Below are 16,521 nucleotides of genomic sequence, written 5' to 3' on the forward strand. Positions count from 1 at the left end.
TGTGAAACTTAGTCAGTTTTATTATTTTATCATAGAAAGAGCTGTTGGAGTATGAATGAGGAGAAAAGTAGCTTAGATGAGAAATACGTATCTCATTTTAAAAACGTGTCGCTGTCCGTTATACCTTTTCAAAAAAAAAGCTGTAGATCATTTTCTACAGCTTCGATACACATCTCAATTTTTCTGGCAACAGCCATTATCATATCGACTAAAACAAATCTCCTTTAGGACGTGTTATGAAATAATCAATAACCAAATATACAAACCAACAAGCGTAATAAACAATGTGGGAATCGTTAAGATAATACCTGTTTTAAGATACGTTCCCCATGAAATCTTCACGCCTTTTGTTGAAAGAACATGAAGCCATAAAAGCGTCGCTAAAGAACCAATCGGGGTAATTTTCGGACCTAAATCCGATCCAATGACGTTTGCATAAATCAATGCTTCCTTGATTGTTCCAGCTGCGTGTGTTGCATCGATTGCCAGTGCATCAATCATAACGGTTGGCATATTGTTCATAATCGATGAAAGAATAGCCGCAGTGAATCCCATACCAATTGTTGCTGCAAACAGTCCATGACTGGCCGTTGCTCGGATCACGTCAGCCAGAATTTCTGTTAAACCAGCATTACGCAAGCCGTATACAACAACATACATGCCGATAGAGAAAAAGACAATCGCCCATGGAGCTCCCTGTAACACTTTTTTTGTATGAACCGCTCGGCTTTTTTTGGCCATCATCAAAAACAGAATAGCAATAATACCTGCAATAATCGAAACAGGGACGCTGAAGAATTCTCCAATTAAATAGCCTAGCACTAACAAAACTAAGACAATTCCGGATAACCGAAACATCTTTTCATCTTTGATGGCATCCACTGGCTTCTGCAAATCTGCTACATTGTATTTCTTAGGAATTCTTTTGCGGAAATACAGATATAAGACCATAATACTTGCAAACAGAGAAACCAAATCTGGAACAATCATGCGTGATGCAAATTCAGAAAAGCTAATACCAAAGAAGTCGGCTGATACGATATTTACTAAGTTACTAACAACAAGGGGCAGCGACGTTGTATCTGCAATAAATCCACTTGCGATGATAAACGGAAAAACCATTTTATCGTCGAACTTTAATGCCCGAACCATGGCTAGTACAATGGGTGTTAAAATCAACGCTGCTCCGTCATTAGCAAATAGCGCTGCTACAACGGCTCCAAGAAGAGACACGTAAACAAACATACGCACGCCGTTCCCTCCTGCAGCTCTAGCCATATGAAGCGCTGCCCATTCAAAGAAACCAATTTCATCTAAAATTAAAGAAATAATAATAATAGCAATAAACGTAAGAGTCGCATTCCACACAATGCTGGTTACCTCAAGAACGTCTTGAAAATCAACAACGCCTGCCAGTAAAGCAATCATAGCTCCCCCGCAAGCCGACCAGCCGATTGATAAATTTTTCGGCTGCCAAATGACAAAAATTAATGTTACTAAAAAAATCAATGATGCTAGTACAACTGATGCCACTTTTTAAACCTCCAATTATTCACAACAACTAATACGCAGTCCTTGTTTTTCCAGCTCTTTTAAACGTTCGTCCTGACTTGGTACAGATTCAAGTATGCCCAGAACAAACTCATAGTACTGGCTTTCTTTATTAAGAGAATAAAAAACCCATTGCCCTTTTCTTCTTTCCTTCACAAGTTCAGCATCTCTTAATTTTCGTAAATGCTGACTAATTGAAGGTTGGCTAGCTTGATAGATATCTACGAACTCACACACACAGCATTCATTGTTCTCTATTAATTTCACCATCGAAAGCCTTGTTTTATCTCCCAATAATTTTAAGATTTGGGCTGCCTTTTCAATACTATCTATAGATTTTGTGCTCATTAATGAATACCTCCTACTCCCTTTCAGTTGATAGATAATAATGTGCTTATGTATTAATGCTCATTACTATAATTGATTTATATATTATTTACAACTCTTCTAGCAAAATGCAATGGATGAACTATGAAGAATAATAACTAGGTCTGATTCTTAGGCTGTTTTTTAATAGATGTAATTTATATAGTTGACAATTTTCATCATAAGATTCATCCTGTCAGCTGCCCCAACTGTCCTTTTTCCTGTCTTATCTTTTTGAAATTCATGAATTCTCGTTAATTCTCGTTAAGCTGTCTTTTCATTTAAACTTTGTCACAAAAAGAGGCTGGGACAAAAGTATTTTAGCCCAAATAAAAAACGAACCATTGATCAACATGTTCGATGAGTGGTTCGTTTTTTTGGTTATGGTGAATACTGCTTCATCTGTTTCGTTCCTTCTAGCAGTTGATTGAAGGGCAAGGCGAAGACTCCTGCGGGAAAAGCGGGACAGATGAGACCCCGTAGGAGCGCAAGCGACGAGGAGGCTCATCGCCCACCCGCGGAAAGCGAAGCCTTGCACGGAAATCAACTGCGGTGTCATAAGCGGTTCAGCTCATGTATCTCATTTGTTCATCTTTAGGTTGGATTCATTTAGTTATGTCCCGGCCTCTTTTTAATTAATCCGCTTATTTCAGAACTTACTTCGCTTTTTCTCTTTGTTGTAAGAAAATAGAAGCACTAATCCAAGAAGTAATCGGAATAATAATAGCTACACCAATGCCTCCGCTCAAGATAGAAATGACTTCTGCACAAAAGGTTTTTGAATTGATAATATCTCCAAACGAATACGACAATCTCTTAAACCATATAATTAAAGTTAAATATCCCCCTACAAATGCAAAATACAGTGTATTGGTTGTGGTGCCTAAAATATCTCTTCCGATTTTCAATCCTGAATTGAAGAGATTTTTTTTAGTTACGGACGGATCATGAACAAATAATTCATTCATAGAAGATGAAATAGATAGCGAAATATCAATGATTGCTCCTATGGCTCCCATAATAATGGTACAAATGGCTATTTTAGCAAAGTCAATTCCAACGTAAAGTGAAAAAGCGTTAATTTCTTCTTCTTGTTCTTCTCCAAACCCTTGAATCATGGCATGATGTTCAATGATAAAAATAAAGAGTACTAAAAAGGCTAAGGTAATAATCGTTGAAACAAACGCAGCAAGCGTTTTATGATTGAATTTATTAATATAAAATAAATTAATGCAGCTAATGATTGTACAAGCGATTAACGTAACAATAATCGTATTTTTTATAGACAGCATAAAGAGAATGGTTAGAAAAATAACGCCAAAATTCAAGAACAAAGCAAGGAACGATCTAACCCCTTTTTTTCCGCCCACAATACTCATCAAAATAAATAAAATAAGAGCAAGCAATAGTAAAACGTTCACTTTCTGTTCCCCTTCCTAAAAATAAAAAGAATCGAAAGATAGAGTGTAATTGGAATCGTTAGCACAATGCCAATACTGCCAGTAAGAGCACGGATTAACTCTAACGAGAAATTCATCGAAAATGTGTATCCTAAAGGAGAGCCGTTTTCTAAATAAAGAAGAACCATTGGAATTGTTCCACTTATATATGAAAAAAATAAAATATTCGTCATGGCTCCCATGATGTCTCCGCCAATTTCCTTGCCCGATTTTAGTAAGTCTTTGTGCGCTATCTCTTTATTCTTTTCATATAGTTCATAGACAGAAGAAGTAATCGTAATAGCTACATCCATGACAGCTCCTAAAGATCCAATTAGTACCTCACTCATAAATATTTTTTGAGGAGGAATCGTCACAAACTCCATTCCTTCATAATGAAGACCATTAGAATCTGTTAGCTGCATGACGATGTATGCAATTAACAGAGAAATAAACGTACCTATTAAAGTTGAAATAATTGCTACATGCGTTTTTTCTTGATTACCGCTTACTAATAATAAAGAAATAACCGTAAAAAGAACGACCGCAACAATACATACAGCTAGCAAGCTCACATTCCCTAGTGCTAGATATACATTCAAGGCTCCGATTAAAAGAACAATATTAATAAGTAAGCTGATAATTGAATAAAAACCTTGTTTTTTTCCAATCGCCAGCAAAATCAGTATAAATAAGCCTGCGACAGCGGTAACCTGCGCGTCCCGCTTCACTCCTTCAATCGTGCCGCTTAAAGCATGCTGTGAATTCTTTTCTAAGGAGACAAAAAGATCTGTTCCGACAGTGTACTTTTGATCATAAGCACCTGAGTATGAGTACGTATTCTCTAAATGAATAAGCTTCCCTTTGTATTTTCCGTTCATGATTTTAGCAACAATTTTTTGAGAATATACGGTATCTTTGTTGTGATTTAAATCAGCAGATTTGTTTTTTTCTACAACATTCGTCTTCACTACCTCAGCTATTGGTTTTTTATAAAGAGAATAATTGTGGTTTGTTACTATTAGCGCTATACACAAACAGCAAATTCCTAGTATATAGAGAAAGATTTGTTTACGCGATAATTTATTAAACTTTTGCTTCGAAAAAAGATTCCTTATATGCTGGGAATACAGAGGTGACATCACATAATTCCTTTCTGGTTATTATTTGAACGCAGAGCTCTTGAACGTGAAGAGACTGCAAAGAGATCTAAGACCCTTTGCAGTCTTTTCATTCGTTTATTTATTATGGGCGCTATACAGCAAAACACACTATGATCATGCAAGACACTCCACATGCTATTTTTCATTCCGTACTGTATCAGAGAAAAGTGAAATTATAGTGAAAACATAGAACGATTTATCTACTTCACTAGTTTTTTATGACTATCTTATATAATCATAGGAATATAAAAACAAATAGAAAACTGTCTGCGCTATAATAAATTGACTTTATAGCTACTGATTAGTTATAAAACTCATGAAAAGCGACAAATAGTTGCTAAAAACAAGGAGGTTATTTCATGTTAACGAAAAAAACACTTGTCATGCTTTCTACTCTCACCCTTGTAACAACATGCGTAGCATTCAGCACTCCAACTACTGAAGCAGCTGCTAAAGATACCTACTCACAAAAAATTGAAACTAAAGCAGGAACAAGGCCTACGCTTCGTAAAGGTTCTCACTCTAGCTACGTAAAGGACTTACAGCAAAGCTTAAAAGATGTGAAGTATAACACATCAGTTGATGGAATTTTCGGTACGCAAACACAAAATGTAGTAAAAGAATTTCAAATCGATCACAGCTTGTCTCCAGATGGTATTGTGGGTCCCTTAACATGGGCAGCTTTAGATGAGAACAAGGTAGAAAGAAAGCAATTTCCTGTCAGCACAGCTATTACATTCGGTAAAAAAGAGCTCGGTGACAACATTGTCTTCAGTACAGACGACCGCTTACGGAAAGATAACAACGATAAAGCTTACTACAGATTCTTAGCAAAAAACAAAGACTGGATGGATCAAGGCGGATCAGGTACCATAGGGTGGTATCACATTTACAAAAATGGAGATGTGATTGAAGCATCCAATTAAATCTATTTACAAATAACGGTTCGCAAAAAAACCTTTATAATCACTCTTTTGAGTGATTTACTGCCCGCCTTACAGAATGCTAAAATTTAAAGGAATCATTCCGTAGGTATTTTACTTGAACAAGAACAGCTGTTACTCCCCGTCGCTGTTCTTGTTATTTTTTTAGGTAAAAATACAAAAAGCAGCATGTAAACATTCCACGCGCTGCTTTTTGCAATTACATGACTACTCTGCGGGTCGAGGTCCTGCTTCTCGTCCTGAGCTCTCTACCGTTAGTATTGGTCGAACGGTGATATCTTCATTTACACGAATTTGACATGATAAGCGCAAGTGATCTTCAATTGAACTTTCTGAGTATGCATTTTTCTCCGCGTGTGTTAAATCACAATATTCACCTTCGAGCACTTCTACCCTGCAAGTCGTGCATTTAGCTTTCCCGCCGCACCGATGAAGAATATTTATACCATTGTCTTCAAGTGCCAAGACAAGCTTTTTTCCTTTTTCCACTTCAAAACTTCCGTGTCCTAAAACGGTTACTCTTGGCATGTATCTCCCTCTTTCCCTCTACTGTGTACAAGCGATTTAAATTACACTATATGCAGTTTCTTTTTATTGCATGCCTAAATAAGTTACAATCCCTTATTTCTACTGATTGCGACGCTTGTTTGTACGTTACAGGCCCCTTTTGCATGCCTAGATCCAATTAAGAAGACCATCATTTTGTAATACGGCAACTAAAACGACAATCCCAAGTATAATAACAGGTATCAGTGCTTTTAAAATTTGATACTTAGATAATTCTACGCGTTGAGGCTCCTTTAATGAGTGGCTTTGTTTTAACTCAGTGTTGTTTTCACTTTCTTTGTGATCCATGTTCCTCTGCCTTTCTATTTTTTATAGTGCGGTTCATATCTACTTCTGCTGAAATCACAAAAATAGACACAGAATTTCTTCATAAAAACCAGCTTAACCTTTTTAAGAACATGCTATACTAACAATTCTATTTTAAAATACGCACCTATCTTAAATTTCAGACAAACAAATTCACCATGATCATAAAAAACACGAACTATTCATCCATTCATGATAAATAGTTCGTGTCTGACTTTACCTGCACTACTTTTGTCTCGAGCTTTTTACTTTATATGTTGTTTTTTTGGAATTTTAATTTGTTTAATATCTCCAAGCACATAAATATAAAAAATTAAGCCTAGCAACAATACAATTCCCGCTACAATAAAGCTTAGATTAAAAGAACCAGTTTTATCTAAAAGATATCCCGTTAAAGCTGTAGCTATAATTCCACCAAACAAATTATTAGCTAAATTAACAATAGAACTGAGAAGAGAAATAGAGCCTGCAGGCGCAATTTCAGCAGAAATAGACCAGCCGATTGGTGCCGTTGCAGATATACCTGCCAGTCCAATCGAAATACAAATCATCGCTACGACGACATTATCGGTGAAAATAGAGCCTAAAAACACAAACCCTAAGCATAACCCTACTACAATGATCGTACGATATACATTTTGACTGTTATACCCTTTTTTTATAAGGTAATCAACAAGCCAGCCGCCAACTAAAATGCCAGCAAATGTAGCAATTAGCCAAGGTACTGCCGTAAGCAGGCCCGATGACATGATATCCATACCGTATTTTTCTTTTAAAAAAGTTGGCAGCCACGTTAACAGTAAATTAAACGTATATCCATAGCCTGTAAACCCAATCATGAGCCCCCAAACTTTCCGATTCGTAAATAATACTTTTAAGGTATGTAAAAATTTTGATGTTTGCTCATCGTTTGCATTTAGATTATTTTCTTGAATATACTTCAACTCATCATCTGATATACGTCTATGCTTTTCTGGCTTTTCGTAATAAAACCAAAACAGCAGCGTAAACAGCACGTTTATAATTCCAATGGATAAAAATGCTGTGCGCCAATCAAATTTGGTGATGAGAAACGCTACAAGAGGCGCGCCAAGTACATTTGAAAATTTGGCCGCTGAATCAAACAAAGAATTTGGTAAGCTTCTTTCGTTTGGAGGAAACCATAGCGACGTAGCTTTTGATGCTGCCGGAAATGCGGAAGCACTCATTATTCCTATTAAAAACCGGACAATATAGAGAAGAAGTTTTCCTTGCAAAAAAGCCATCGACATCGTTAATAAACTCCAAATCACCATACCGACTCTTGTCACCCAAGCTACTCCGAACCGATCAAGCAAGCTTCCGGCAGGTATTTGCATGATCGTATAAGAATACGTATAAATAGAAAAGACAATTCCGAGCTCTGTTCCTGTTAAGTGAAATGCATCTTGTATTGCAGGAGCGGCTACTGACACCGCTACACGATCAAAATAGTTTAAAATAATCATACTGCTTAACAAAGATGAAATGAACCATCGTGTGCGTCCTGTTCGCTTTACTGTATGTTCACTCATAGCTAGCTCCTTTCATCAGTAGTTTGTTCGTTTTATTACCGCAGCATTCTACTTAATACCGCAACTTCTTTTGAAAGAAACATGCGTTTTCTTCATACATCATGTCAGAAATTCATCATTATAAAACATAAAACAAGAAGTAAACAAAAAGAGATTGAGTCATAACTAAATCAATCCAAACTACAGCTAGAAGCCACTACCTACATGAAACCTGCGTTCACCATAACAATGAAAAAATCCGAACGAGTTGGATTCTCAATCAAGAATCTCGATTCATCGTTCGGACCTTCCTTCACCTAAAATACTTTTGTACCAGCCTCTTTTTTCGCTAACAGTCTATTTGGTTGAAAGTTCACTTTCGGTTACCCATTTGTGATTTTTTACTTTCTCTCCGCCTGTAGTCGGTTTGTAGTCTACCATATACACCGTTGTTTTTTCGGCTGAATCAATCGTTGCTTTTGCCCCTTTCATACCTTTCATATGATCTGCTTCAATCGTCACTTCGCTACCTGGCTTTAACTGTTCGTTACCCGCATCTTTTATTTCTTCTTGAATAACCCACTTATGATTTTTTACTTTTTTGCCGCCAGTCTTTGGCGTATACGAAACAGTATAGGCCGTAGTGTCGTAAGCACCAACAATCGTTGCTTCAGCCCCGTTCATGCCTTTCATATGATCTGCTTTTATAACGGCTTTATCTCCAACTTTATATGTTGGATTCTCAGCTTGCTTTAATCCTTTTGGAACCTCTCCTGAACTAGAGTGATTCATCTCTGAGTGATCGTGCATGGATTCGTTTTTGTCAGTTGAAGGCTTTTCATGACTAGAATCGTTTCCGCATCCGCTTAGTCCAATAATGACAGATGCACCAAGAATAAATAGCTGTTTTTTCATAACAGTCCCTCTTTTCCACATAATAAATTTTAAAATAAAAATCATTTAATCCTTAAAAACAACTTATCTTTGCCTACTCTTCTACTTTTCTTTATTGTAGCCAGACTTTGTGCAGATTTTGTGAAGATGAAGGTAATTGGGTACGAAAAATTCCTGTGCCTAAAAAAGGCCTTCGTATGAAACACTTACCACAAGGAAAAAGTATAAAAATAAAAGGAGGAAAGAAACATGCTAAAAATACGCTTTGCTCTATCCTCACTCTTACTTGCGTTTAGCTTGGTGATGGGAGCCCCCTTTGCTTCCGCACACTCCACGCTCTCATCTAGCGTACAAAAGATAGAAGTAACGTCCATTAAAATGAAAACGCTCAAAACATTTATCGATGAACAAGATATGAATGCATTCACCAATAGCATAAAAAAGGCACAGCATATGAACATTCTCTTAGATGAAGAATCTGCTGAGAGTATTGATTGCAAAATGACCATTACCTATGGAGATGGTTCTAGCCGTCATTATTTCATTTGGATTATGGATGATGGACGCGATGTGTTAATTGCTCATCAAAAGTATCCCCAGGACCTTCATCTTAAAGGGTATGAATTAAGCCAAAAAAATTCCTTGCACCTAACAAAGCTGCTAAAGAATATTCTTTAGCAGCTTTGCTTTTGGATCACTTTCACCGAGAGTGGCTCGATGACTCCAATATTTTTTAGTTTATATTGCCCACATAGCATATACTGCTATGACTGCGAGCACGTACAAAATAGCTGAGATGATCCACTTTTTCATATCTTATAGTCTCACTCTCTGCAATCGCAGTGCATTTAATACAACCGATACAGAACTAAAGGCCATCGCGGCTCCAGCGACCCAAGGAGCTAACAGCCCAACTGCTGCAATTGGAATACCAAGCGTGTTGTAGCCCATTGCCCAGAATAAGTTTTGCTTAATATTAGAAATCGTTTTTCTACTCATTTCAATCGCAGCTGCAATGCTCATCAAGTCTCCTCGCATCAGCGTAATATCAGCGGCTTCCATCGCTACATCCGTTCCTGTTCCGATGGCCATTCCAATATCAGCTAACGCAAGTGCAGGAGCATCGTTAATACCGTCTCCTACCATTGCGACTTTTTTACCTTGCTGCTGAAGCTTTTTCACTTCTTCTGCTTTTCCTTCTGGCAACACTTCTGCTATAACATGCTCAATACCCGCTTGCATCGCAATAGCCTGAGCTGTTTGACGATTATCACCTGTAATCATCATCACTTCTAAGCCCATTTCTTTTAACCTGGAAACTGCTTCTTTAGAAGTTGCTTTAATGGTATCTGCAACAGCAAGCATGCCGGCATATTTTCCGTCAAGAGCAACGAGCATGGCCGTTTTTCCTTCTTGTTCTAAATTTGTCATTTCTTCTAAGGCTGTATCAATATTCACTTTATACTGGTTCATAAGCTTTCTTGTTCCCACTAACAGCTCTCGCTCTTGTACAGTTGCTTTTACTCCATACCCTGGAATAGCTTCAAAAGATAACGGTTCTTGAATCTCTATACCTTTATTTTTTATACCTGCTACGAGTGCTTGAGCGAGAGGGTGCTCCGACAAACGCTCAGCCGATGCAACTAACTGTAATAGCTCATTTTCTTCGTAGCCTTGTGCAATACGTACATCGGTTAACTCGGGGGTTCCATTTGTAACAGTTCCCGTTTTATCTAAAAGAATCGTATCGATTTTATGCGTTGCTTCTAAATGCTCGCCGCCTTTGAATAAAATACCAAATTCTGCTGCGCGGCCCGACCCCGCCATAATGGAAGTTGGAGTAGCTAAGCCTAACGCGCATGGACATGCAATCACTAGTACGGCAATAAGCTTTTCTAAAGCCGGTGCAAATTCGCCAGGCGCAATCCAAATATACCAAACAAAGAAAGTAAGAAGTGCAATTCCGACTACAATTGGCACGAATATACCTGAGATATAATCAGCTAATCGCTGAATAGGCGCTTTAGACCCCTGCGCTTCTTCTACTACTTTAATAATTTGCGCAAGCGCCGTCTCTTTTCCAATGTTTGTAGCTTTTATTTTCAGAAAACCATTTTTATTAAGTGTGGCCCCAATTACTTTATCTCCAATGTTTTTATCTACCGGTACGCTTTCACCTGTCAGCATGGACTCATCTAAGGCCGATTGCCCTTCAATAATCTCTCCGTCTACAGGCACTTTTTCACCAGGCTTAATAAAAATAACTTCGCCTTTTTGGACTTCTTCCACTGGAATTTCAACTTCCGCTCCGTCTCTTATGACAACGGCCGTTTTAGCCTGTAAGCCCATCATCTTTTTAATTGCTTCTGAAGAACGGCCTTTGGCGTTTGCTTCAAATAACTTTCCTAAAAGAATCAGCGTAATCAATATAGCGCTCGTTTCATAGTAAAGCTGATCTGTATGAGCAGATGACCCAAGCGATTTAAGAGAAGAGTATAGACTGTAGAAATAAGCTGCGCTTGTGCCCAGTGCTACTAAAACATCCATGTTGGCGCTTTTGTTACGAAGAGCTTTAAATGCGCCTACATAAAATTGCTTCCCTACCACGAATTGAACAGGCGTAGCTAAAGCGAGCTGAACCCATGGATTCATCAGCATATGAGGCAAAGGAATAAACGATGTAAACGTAAAATGGCTAACCATTGCCCACAATAACGGTACGCTTAAAATCAATGAAAACCAAAACTTCCCTTTTTGTTTACTGAGTTCTTTTTCTCTGTAGCTTTGCTCTTCTTCTTTTTCTTCTGACTTTAGCTTTGCTCCGTATCCAAGTTTTTCAACTCGCTGCGTTATATCTTGCGGAGCTATTTGAGAAGGGCTGTATTCAACAGAAGCCGTTTCTAAAGCAAGATTAACGCTTGCCTTTGTCACGCCTTCTAATTTGTTTAACCCTTTTTCAATACGAGTCGAACAAGCGGCGCACGTCATGCCCGTAATAGCAAATTCGGCTTTTTCACTTACAACTCCATACCCAAGCTTTTCGATTTTTTCTTCAAAGACCTGTGGACTTGTTTTAGACGGATCAAATACGATAGTAGATCTTTCCAAAGCCAAATTCACGTTTGCTTCTTTTACACCTTCTATTTTTTTTAATCCTTTTTCAATTCGGTTAGAACATGCTGCACATGTCATACCTGTAATTTGCAAGGTGGCTTCTTTTTGTTTATCACCCATCACGTTTCGCCTCCTGTCATATACCTATAAGGGGTATATATTTTTCCTAAATCAAGCGTGCGAAGGTATTCGCACGCGATGCTGTTTATGCTACGTCATAACCTTGGTCATCAATAGCCTCTTTAATATCTTCGACCGTTACTTGACTTGGATCAAATGCAACCGTTACTTTTGCATCTTCTAAGCTTACTTCTACGCTTTTAACGCCATTAAGTTCGCCTACGCCGCCTTCAACAGCTTTGACACAATGACCGCAAGACATTCCTTTTACTGATAATGTTACGTTTTCCATTTCTAGCATCTCCTTTATTTCATTAATCGTTTAATGGTTGTTAATAATTCATCCACTACTTCTTCATCACCATCTTGCACACGTTCTACAATGCAATGCTTCAAGTGGCCTTCAAGCAAAATTTTACTTACACTATTTAAAGCAGACTGCGCAGCTGCGATTTGAGTAATCACGTCGTCACAATACGTATCTTTTTCAATTAATCCTTTAATTCCTCGAATTTGTCCTTCAATTCGATTTAATCGGCTTGTTAGATTTTTTTTCACTTCTGGAGAATGGTGACTTTTTCTTTCACTATTTATCGTACAACATTTTTCTTCACTATTCATGTGATTCGCTTCGACCATCTAACATCCTCCCTTCATAACTTCATGATACTATACCCCCCTACCCTATGTAAAGAAAAAAGCTCGCTTCTGCTTACTTTATCTTTTCACCAATTTCACCAGCTATGCTTATATCATTTTCAACTAACATCAACCCACTTATAGCCTATTCCCCATACGGTTTGCAGGTATTCGTCTACAGGAAAGCCCGCTTTTCTTAGCTTATCCCGAACATTTCGCACATGAGAGTCAATAGTACGGTCTCCAATCTCCGCCTCATATCCCCACACTAACACAAGCAAGTCGTCCCGGCTGAACACACGATTTAAATGCTGAAGAAGTAATCCCACTAATTCAAACTCTTTAGGCGTCACTTGAATGTGCTGATTTTTATATTGTAATACGTGGTCTTCCTTGCTCCATACTAACCCTTTATAGGTGATTTCATTCTTTTCTTTTAAGGAACGTCTAAGAACCGCACTGATGCGTGCAACCAATTCTTCTTCGCTAAACGGTTTAGTAATATAGTCGTCTGCCCCTATATTTAATCCTTTTACTACATCTAACGTTTGGCTGCGGGCTGTGAGCATAATGACCGGTAGATCAGACATTTTCCTTACTTTTTGACAAATCTCCCACCCATCTTCGCTTGGCATCATAATATCTAATAACATCAAATCTGCTTTGTTACCTTCATAAAGATAGCGCAGCGCTTCTGTGCCTTTTTCAAATTTTATACATGTAAATCCGTTTGGCAGAAGATAAAGTTCTAGTAAATCCAGCATCCTTGCTTCATCATCTACTAATAAAATAGTGGCCATCCTATCCATCCTCTCTTAATGCAATCTCTACAGTCGTTCCTTTTCCCACCTTGCTTATGATTGTTATTTCTCCTCCATGAGCTTCTACAATCTCTTTTACAATTGATAAGCCTAATCCGTAACCTCCGCTTTTTCTCGAGCGGGATTTTTCCACTCGATACAGCTTGTCAAATACGTAAGGCAGATCTTTTTCTGGAATGCCTATTCCTTGATCTTTAAGAGTTATTGTCAATGATTCAGCTGATTTTTTTACAATTAAATCAATTTTAGTCCCTTCTTTTGAATATTTCATTGCGTTATCAAGTAAATTGATAATCACTTGCTGAAATCTTTCAGGATCTAGTGAAATGTAAAGGCCTTGAGAGCAGCTTATGTCCAGCTCCATCTCTTTTTCTTTTAAAGCTAAATTAAAATGCGCGCATATGGTGTGCAAATACGTAGCCAGTTCTACTTTTTGTTTTTGAATAAAAAATGTGTGCTGATCCAGCTGCGCCAGCTGAAACAAATCTTTGACTAACTGTGAAATTCTTTCCGCTTCTTCTTCCACAATGGCAAGATATTTATCACGTTCTTGCGGTGTATTAGAAGGCCTTCTCGCTACGTCCGCATAGCCCTTTAAATACATCAAAGGAGTTTGAAGTTCATGTGAAATGCTGCTTAAAAATTCATTTCTCTCTTTTCGTAACCGCTGCAGCTCATTCGCTAGCGACTGAATGGACATTCCTAATTGGCCAAGTTCATCTCTTGAATGAGCACCAAGCTTTACAGACAAATCTCCTTGACTCAGCTTCTCTGTTGCTTTTTTCATCTTGATTAAAGGAGCGGTTATAAATTTAGACAGAGCAAAAATAGTCACAATCGAAAATAAAATGGAAACAGCTCCTGCTACGTAAAAATGATGCTGTAGTCTCGCAATCATTTCGTGAATATCATTTGTGTTTTTGAACATATAAACCGTTCCAAACTGCTGACGGCCTTTTTCAATAGGTGATGCTGTGGCGATATAAGGTTTGCTTTTCCAGTCGCCTTGCATAATTTCACCTTTGTATGTAAGAGACTTTCCTTTCCATTTCTCTACTGCTTTTCTTGCACCTTGAATTAAAGGCCTAGACGAACTGATAATCTTTCCTGTTTTATCCGTTATGACAACATCAGTTTCTGCTTCAGATTCCATCAGTGCAACATGGTTAAGCGTAGCCGAATCATGATGCTTCTCTAGTACTTCCCGGTGACTGTTTCCTCTTAAACGCAAACTTTCTAATTCCTCTGAAATTCGTGTGTTGGCAAGACCGCTATATAAGTAAAAAAAGAGCGCAGCTTCAATTAGTAAAATGAACATTAAAAATAAGAGTCCAAGCTTAATAGAAATTCTATTCATTTATTCACATCCTTTGCTTTCATTATAAAAGTAATAATTGAAGAAACTGTGCAGAATAAAGCATACCTGATTAAATAACCATTATTCTCTGACAGTTTACCACAGGTATCTGACAGCTTAGCGTATAAAGTACGTTTATCATACAGTAAATTTCGAACTCACTAAGCACGCAGCACTACATAATCCAAACGCAAAAAAAGATGGAGACATAACGAAATCCATCCAACCTACAGAACAAATAAAATAAAGAAGCTAGTAGGTATCGCTTGTTCCACCGCGGTTGATTTCCATGCAAGACTTCGCTTTCTGCGGGGTCTCACCTATGCCTCTTTTTCCGCAGGAGTCTTCCTCTTGCCCTCCAATCCACAGCTAGAAGCACCTATATACAGGAAACCTACCTTCACCATATCAATAAAATCAACAAAAAATCCGAACGAGTTGGATTCTCCATCAAGAATCTCACTTCATCGTTCGGATTTCCCTTCAACTAAAATACTTTTGTCTCAGCCTCTTTTTATTTAACAATGATAACAGGACATTCTGCGGATTGAGCAACTTCGTGACTTACACTTCCTAAAAATGTCTCTTTAACAAAGCCCTTTCCTTGACTTCCTATTACAATGACGTCTTGTTGATTGTCATGTGCGTATTCGATAATTTTCTTTGAAGCGGTGCCTTCTAAACCGTATGCCTTATATGGAATACCTGATTGAGTTAAATGATTGTGAGCTTCAGATAAAATATCGCGATTTTCTTCTTCTATCAGTGCGTCTAAGTCAACGCTAAAAACAGGCTGCTGCAAGTGAATTCTTTCCTTAATATGTACAATTGTCAGCTTATTAGCATTTACGCTTTTAGCTAGTTTACTTGCATGTTGAAGAGCACGAATAGAAGGTGCCGAACCGTCAAAGGCGACTAAGATTTTGTTATACATATAAAGAACCCTCTCTCTTTTTGTTCTTTCGTGATGCGCTGCCATCTAGATGCTGTAGATGATAAAGCAAAAAATAATAAAGTAAGAGACTTCTTGATTTTTGCTTTATCATCCATACTATACTTTTACCGCTTTCAGAAAAAACAAAACATTTATCCGTTTTTTTCCATATAAAAAGCCTTTGCTCACTAGAAGCAAAGGCTGATCGTTTATGTTAGTAGGTTATTTAACAAACTTCTTTTAACTCTTCAGTTAAACGTAAAAAAGTTTCTTTATCTCTTTTTTCTAAAGACTGATCAATTTGCAGTAAAAGCTGTGCTTTTTTAAAGTCACGAAGAGATTTGTTTAGCACTAGTTGAGCTGCTGTCGCGTCTGATACTTTTACTTCTTCTTGTGTCATTTTGCGGGACGTATAGTTTTCCATTACAAGTCAACTCCTCATCCTTTTCGCTATTATATAAGAAATCATATAATTATTCAAATATTTTTTCTTATTTTTCATTTTAAATGTGCCTCTCAAAATGAGGTTTGGACATACCCAAATCATTTTAATCCAAAGGCGAGCGAATTGAATTGATTTCCGTGCAAGGCTTCGCTTTCCGTGGGCGGCCGGTGAGCCTCCTCATCGCTTACACTCCTGCGGGGTCTCACCTGTTTCGCTTTTCCCGCAGGAGTCTTCGCCTTGCCCTCCAATCAACAGCTAGAAGCAACAGAAGATACAAAATCCACGTTCACCATCGCCATGAAAAAATCCGAACGAGTTGGATCCTTTAT

The 16,521-nt window shown here is 37.9% G+C and carries 17 protein-coding genes; 2 read left to right on the plus strand and 15 right to left on the minus strand.

Annotation, left to right across the window (positions count from 1 at the left end):
- Window positions 1-234: 234 nt before the first annotated feature.
- The 4 genes from ACFX4N_RS04845 to ACFX4N_RS04860 all read right to left on the minus strand — a co-directional run bounded on the left by ACFX4N_RS04845 (window position 235) and on the right by ACFX4N_RS04860 (window position 4,327).
- On the minus strand, window positions 235-1,533 hold the full coding sequence (locus ACFX4N_RS04845; RefSeq protein WP_057274862.1) for an arsenical efflux pump membrane protein ArsB: 1,299 nt from the start codon (window positions 1,531-1,533) through the stop codon (window positions 235-237).
- A 15-nt stretch (window positions 1,534-1,548) separates the two neighbouring features.
- Window positions 1,549-1,899, minus strand: coding sequence for an ArsR/SmtB family transcription factor (locus ACFX4N_RS04850; RefSeq protein ID WP_013056623.1), 351 nt, complete (start codon window positions 1,897-1,899; stop codon window positions 1,549-1,551).
- Window positions 1,900-2,573: 674 nt separating this feature from the next.
- Window positions 2,574-3,338, minus strand: coding sequence for a YibE/F family protein (locus tag ACFX4N_RS04855; RefSeq protein WP_057274861.1), 765 nt, complete (start codon window positions 3,336-3,338; stop codon window positions 2,574-2,576).
- Window positions 3,335-4,327, minus strand: coding sequence for a YibE/F family protein (locus ACFX4N_RS04860; protein ID WP_057274948.1), 993 nt, complete (start codon window positions 4,325-4,327; stop codon window positions 3,335-3,337). The genes ACFX4N_RS04855 and ACFX4N_RS04860 overlap by 4 nt, the downstream gene beginning before the upstream one ends.
- A 551-nt stretch (window positions 4,328-4,878) precedes the next feature.
- Here ACFX4N_RS04860 and ACFX4N_RS04865 point away from each other — a divergent pair.
- Window positions 4,879-5,445, plus strand: coding sequence for a peptidoglycan-binding domain-containing protein (locus tag ACFX4N_RS04865; RefSeq protein ID WP_057274860.1), 567 nt, complete (start codon window positions 4,879-4,881; stop codon window positions 5,443-5,445).
- Window positions 5,446-5,670: 225 nt separating this feature from the next.
- Here the strand turns inward: ACFX4N_RS04865 and ACFX4N_RS04870 are convergent, their stop codons facing one another.
- The 4 genes from ACFX4N_RS04870 to ACFX4N_RS04885 all read right to left on the minus strand — a co-directional run bounded on the left by ACFX4N_RS04870 (window position 5,671) and on the right by ACFX4N_RS04885 (window position 8,783).
- Window positions 5,671-5,991: a 2Fe-2S iron-sulfur cluster-binding protein gene (locus ACFX4N_RS04870; RefSeq protein ID WP_013056619.1), complete on the minus strand. Its 321-nt coding sequence runs from the start codon at window positions 5,989-5,991 to the stop codon at window positions 5,671-5,673.
- A 147-nt stretch (window positions 5,992-6,138) separates the two neighbouring features.
- Window positions 6,139-6,318: a hypothetical protein gene (locus ACFX4N_RS04875; protein WP_013056618.1), complete on the minus strand. Its 180-nt coding sequence runs from the start codon at window positions 6,316-6,318 to the stop codon at window positions 6,139-6,141.
- Window positions 6,319-6,581: 263 nt separating this feature from the next.
- Window positions 6,582-7,889, minus strand: a complete 1,308-nt coding sequence (locus ACFX4N_RS04880; protein ID WP_013056617.1) for an MFS transporter — start codon at window positions 7,887-7,889, stop codon at window positions 6,582-6,584.
- A 336-nt stretch (window positions 7,890-8,225) separates the two neighbouring features.
- Window positions 8,226-8,783, minus strand: coding sequence for a YdhK family protein (locus ACFX4N_RS04885; protein WP_057237198.1), 558 nt, complete (start codon window positions 8,781-8,783; stop codon window positions 8,226-8,228).
- Window positions 8,784-9,011: 228 nt separating this feature from the next.
- On the opposite strand from ACFX4N_RS04885, the gene ACFX4N_RS04890 reads away from it, so the two are divergent.
- Window positions 9,012-9,440, plus strand: coding sequence for a hypothetical protein (locus ACFX4N_RS04890; RefSeq protein WP_057274857.1), 429 nt, complete (start codon window positions 9,012-9,014; stop codon window positions 9,438-9,440).
- Between the two features lie 138 nt (window positions 9,441-9,578).
- On the opposite strand, the gene ACFX4N_RS04895 is transcribed toward ACFX4N_RS04890, so the two are convergent.
- The 7 genes from ACFX4N_RS04895 to ACFX4N_RS04925 form a co-directional block, all read right to left on the minus strand.
- Entirely contained in the window at window positions 9,579-11,996 is a 2,418-nt protein-coding gene (locus ACFX4N_RS04895) for a heavy metal translocating P-type ATPase (RefSeq protein ID WP_192100709.1), read from the minus strand.
- A gap of 85 nt (window positions 11,997-12,081) precedes the next feature.
- Window positions 12,082-12,288 (minus strand): copper chaperone CopZ, encoded by a 207-nt coding sequence (copZ, locus tag ACFX4N_RS04900; RefSeq protein WP_013056613.1) that lies wholly within the window; start codon window positions 12,286-12,288, stop codon window positions 12,082-12,084.
- Between the two features lie 14 nt (window positions 12,289-12,302).
- A complete protein-coding gene (locus tag ACFX4N_RS04905; RefSeq protein WP_013056612.1) occupies window positions 12,303-12,635 on the minus strand; it encodes a metal-sensitive transcriptional regulator in 333 nt (110 codons plus the stop codon).
- Between the two features lie 119 nt (window positions 12,636-12,754).
- The gene (locus ACFX4N_RS04910; protein ID WP_192100708.1) at window positions 12,755-13,435 is read right to left on the minus strand and encodes a response regulator transcription factor; all 681 of its coding nucleotides are present in this window, start codon (window positions 13,433-13,435) and stop codon (window positions 12,755-12,757) included.
- A gap of 1 nt (window position 13,436) precedes the next feature.
- Window positions 13,437-14,813 carry a sensor histidine kinase gene (locus ACFX4N_RS04915; RefSeq protein WP_274589553.1) on the minus strand — a complete coding sequence of 459 codons (1,377 nt, stop codon included), beginning with the start codon at window positions 14,811-14,813 and terminating at the stop codon, window positions 13,437-13,439.
- A 514-nt stretch (window positions 14,814-15,327) separates the two neighbouring features.
- A complete protein-coding gene (locus ACFX4N_RS04920; RefSeq protein ID WP_057274853.1) occupies window positions 15,328-15,747 on the minus strand; it encodes a universal stress protein in 420 nt (139 codons plus the stop codon).
- Window positions 15,748-15,973: 226 nt separating this feature from the next.
- Complete coding sequence (locus ACFX4N_RS04925; RefSeq protein ID WP_013056608.1) at window positions 15,974-16,171, minus strand: IDEAL domain-containing protein; 198 nt, start codon at window positions 16,169-16,171, stop codon at window positions 15,974-15,976.
- Window positions 16,172-16,521 lie beyond the last annotated feature (350 nt).

The organism is Priestia sp. YIM B13551, from assembly GCF_042787905.1.
GTDB lineage: Bacteria > Bacillota > Bacilli > Bacillales > Bacillaceae_H > Priestia.

Excerpts from the sequence above, each read along its gene's own strand:
- ACFX4N_RS04895 (WP_192100709.1), bottom strand. The coding sequence starts at position 11,996 with ATGGGTGATAAACAAAAAGAAGCCACCTTGCAAATTACAGGTATGACA.
- ACFX4N_RS04910 (WP_192100708.1), bottom strand. The coding sequence starts at position 13,435 with ATGGCCACTATTTTATTAGTAGATGATGAAGCAAGGATGCTGGATTTA.
- ACFX4N_RS04875 (WP_013056618.1), bottom strand. The coding sequence starts at position 6,318 with ATGGATCACAAAGAAAGTGAAAACAACACTGAGTTAAAACAAAGCCAC.
- ACFX4N_RS04865 (WP_057274860.1), top strand. The coding sequence starts at position 4,879 with ATGTTAACGAAAAAAACACTTGTCATGCTTTCTACTCTCACCCTTGTA.
- ACFX4N_RS04850 (WP_013056623.1), bottom strand. The coding sequence starts at position 1,899 with ATGAGCACAAAATCTATAGATAGTATTGAAAAGGCAGCCCAAATCTTA.
- ACFX4N_RS04915 (WP_274589553.1), bottom strand. The coding sequence starts at position 14,813 with ATGAATAGAATTTCTATTAAGCTTGGACTCTTATTTTTAATGTTCATT.
- copZ (WP_013056613.1), bottom strand. The coding sequence starts at position 12,288 with ATGGAAAACGTAACATTATCAGTAAAAGGAATGTCTTGCGGTCATTGT.
- ACFX4N_RS04905 (WP_013056612.1), bottom strand. The coding sequence starts at position 12,635 with ATGGTCGAAGCGAATCACATGAATAGTGAAGAAAAATGTTGTACGATA.
- ACFX4N_RS04870 (WP_013056619.1), bottom strand. The coding sequence starts at position 5,991 with ATGCCAAGAGTAACCGTTTTAGGACACGGAAGTTTTGAAGTGGAAAAA.
- ACFX4N_RS04925 (WP_013056608.1), bottom strand. The coding sequence starts at position 16,171 with ATGGAAAACTATACGTCCCGCAAAATGACACAAGAAGAAGTAAAAGTA.
- ACFX4N_RS04920 (WP_057274853.1), bottom strand. The coding sequence starts at position 15,747 with ATGTATAACAAAATCTTAGTCGCCTTTGACGGTTCGGCACCTTCTATT.
- ACFX4N_RS04885 (WP_057237198.1), bottom strand. The coding sequence starts at position 8,783 with ATGAAAAAACAGCTATTTATTCTTGGTGCATCTGTCATTATTGGACTA.
- ACFX4N_RS04880 (WP_013056617.1), bottom strand. The coding sequence starts at position 7,889 with ATGAGTGAACATACAGTAAAGCGAACAGGACGCACACGATGGTTCATT.
- ACFX4N_RS04890 (WP_057274857.1), top strand. The coding sequence starts at position 9,012 with ATGCTAAAAATACGCTTTGCTCTATCCTCACTCTTACTTGCGTTTAGC.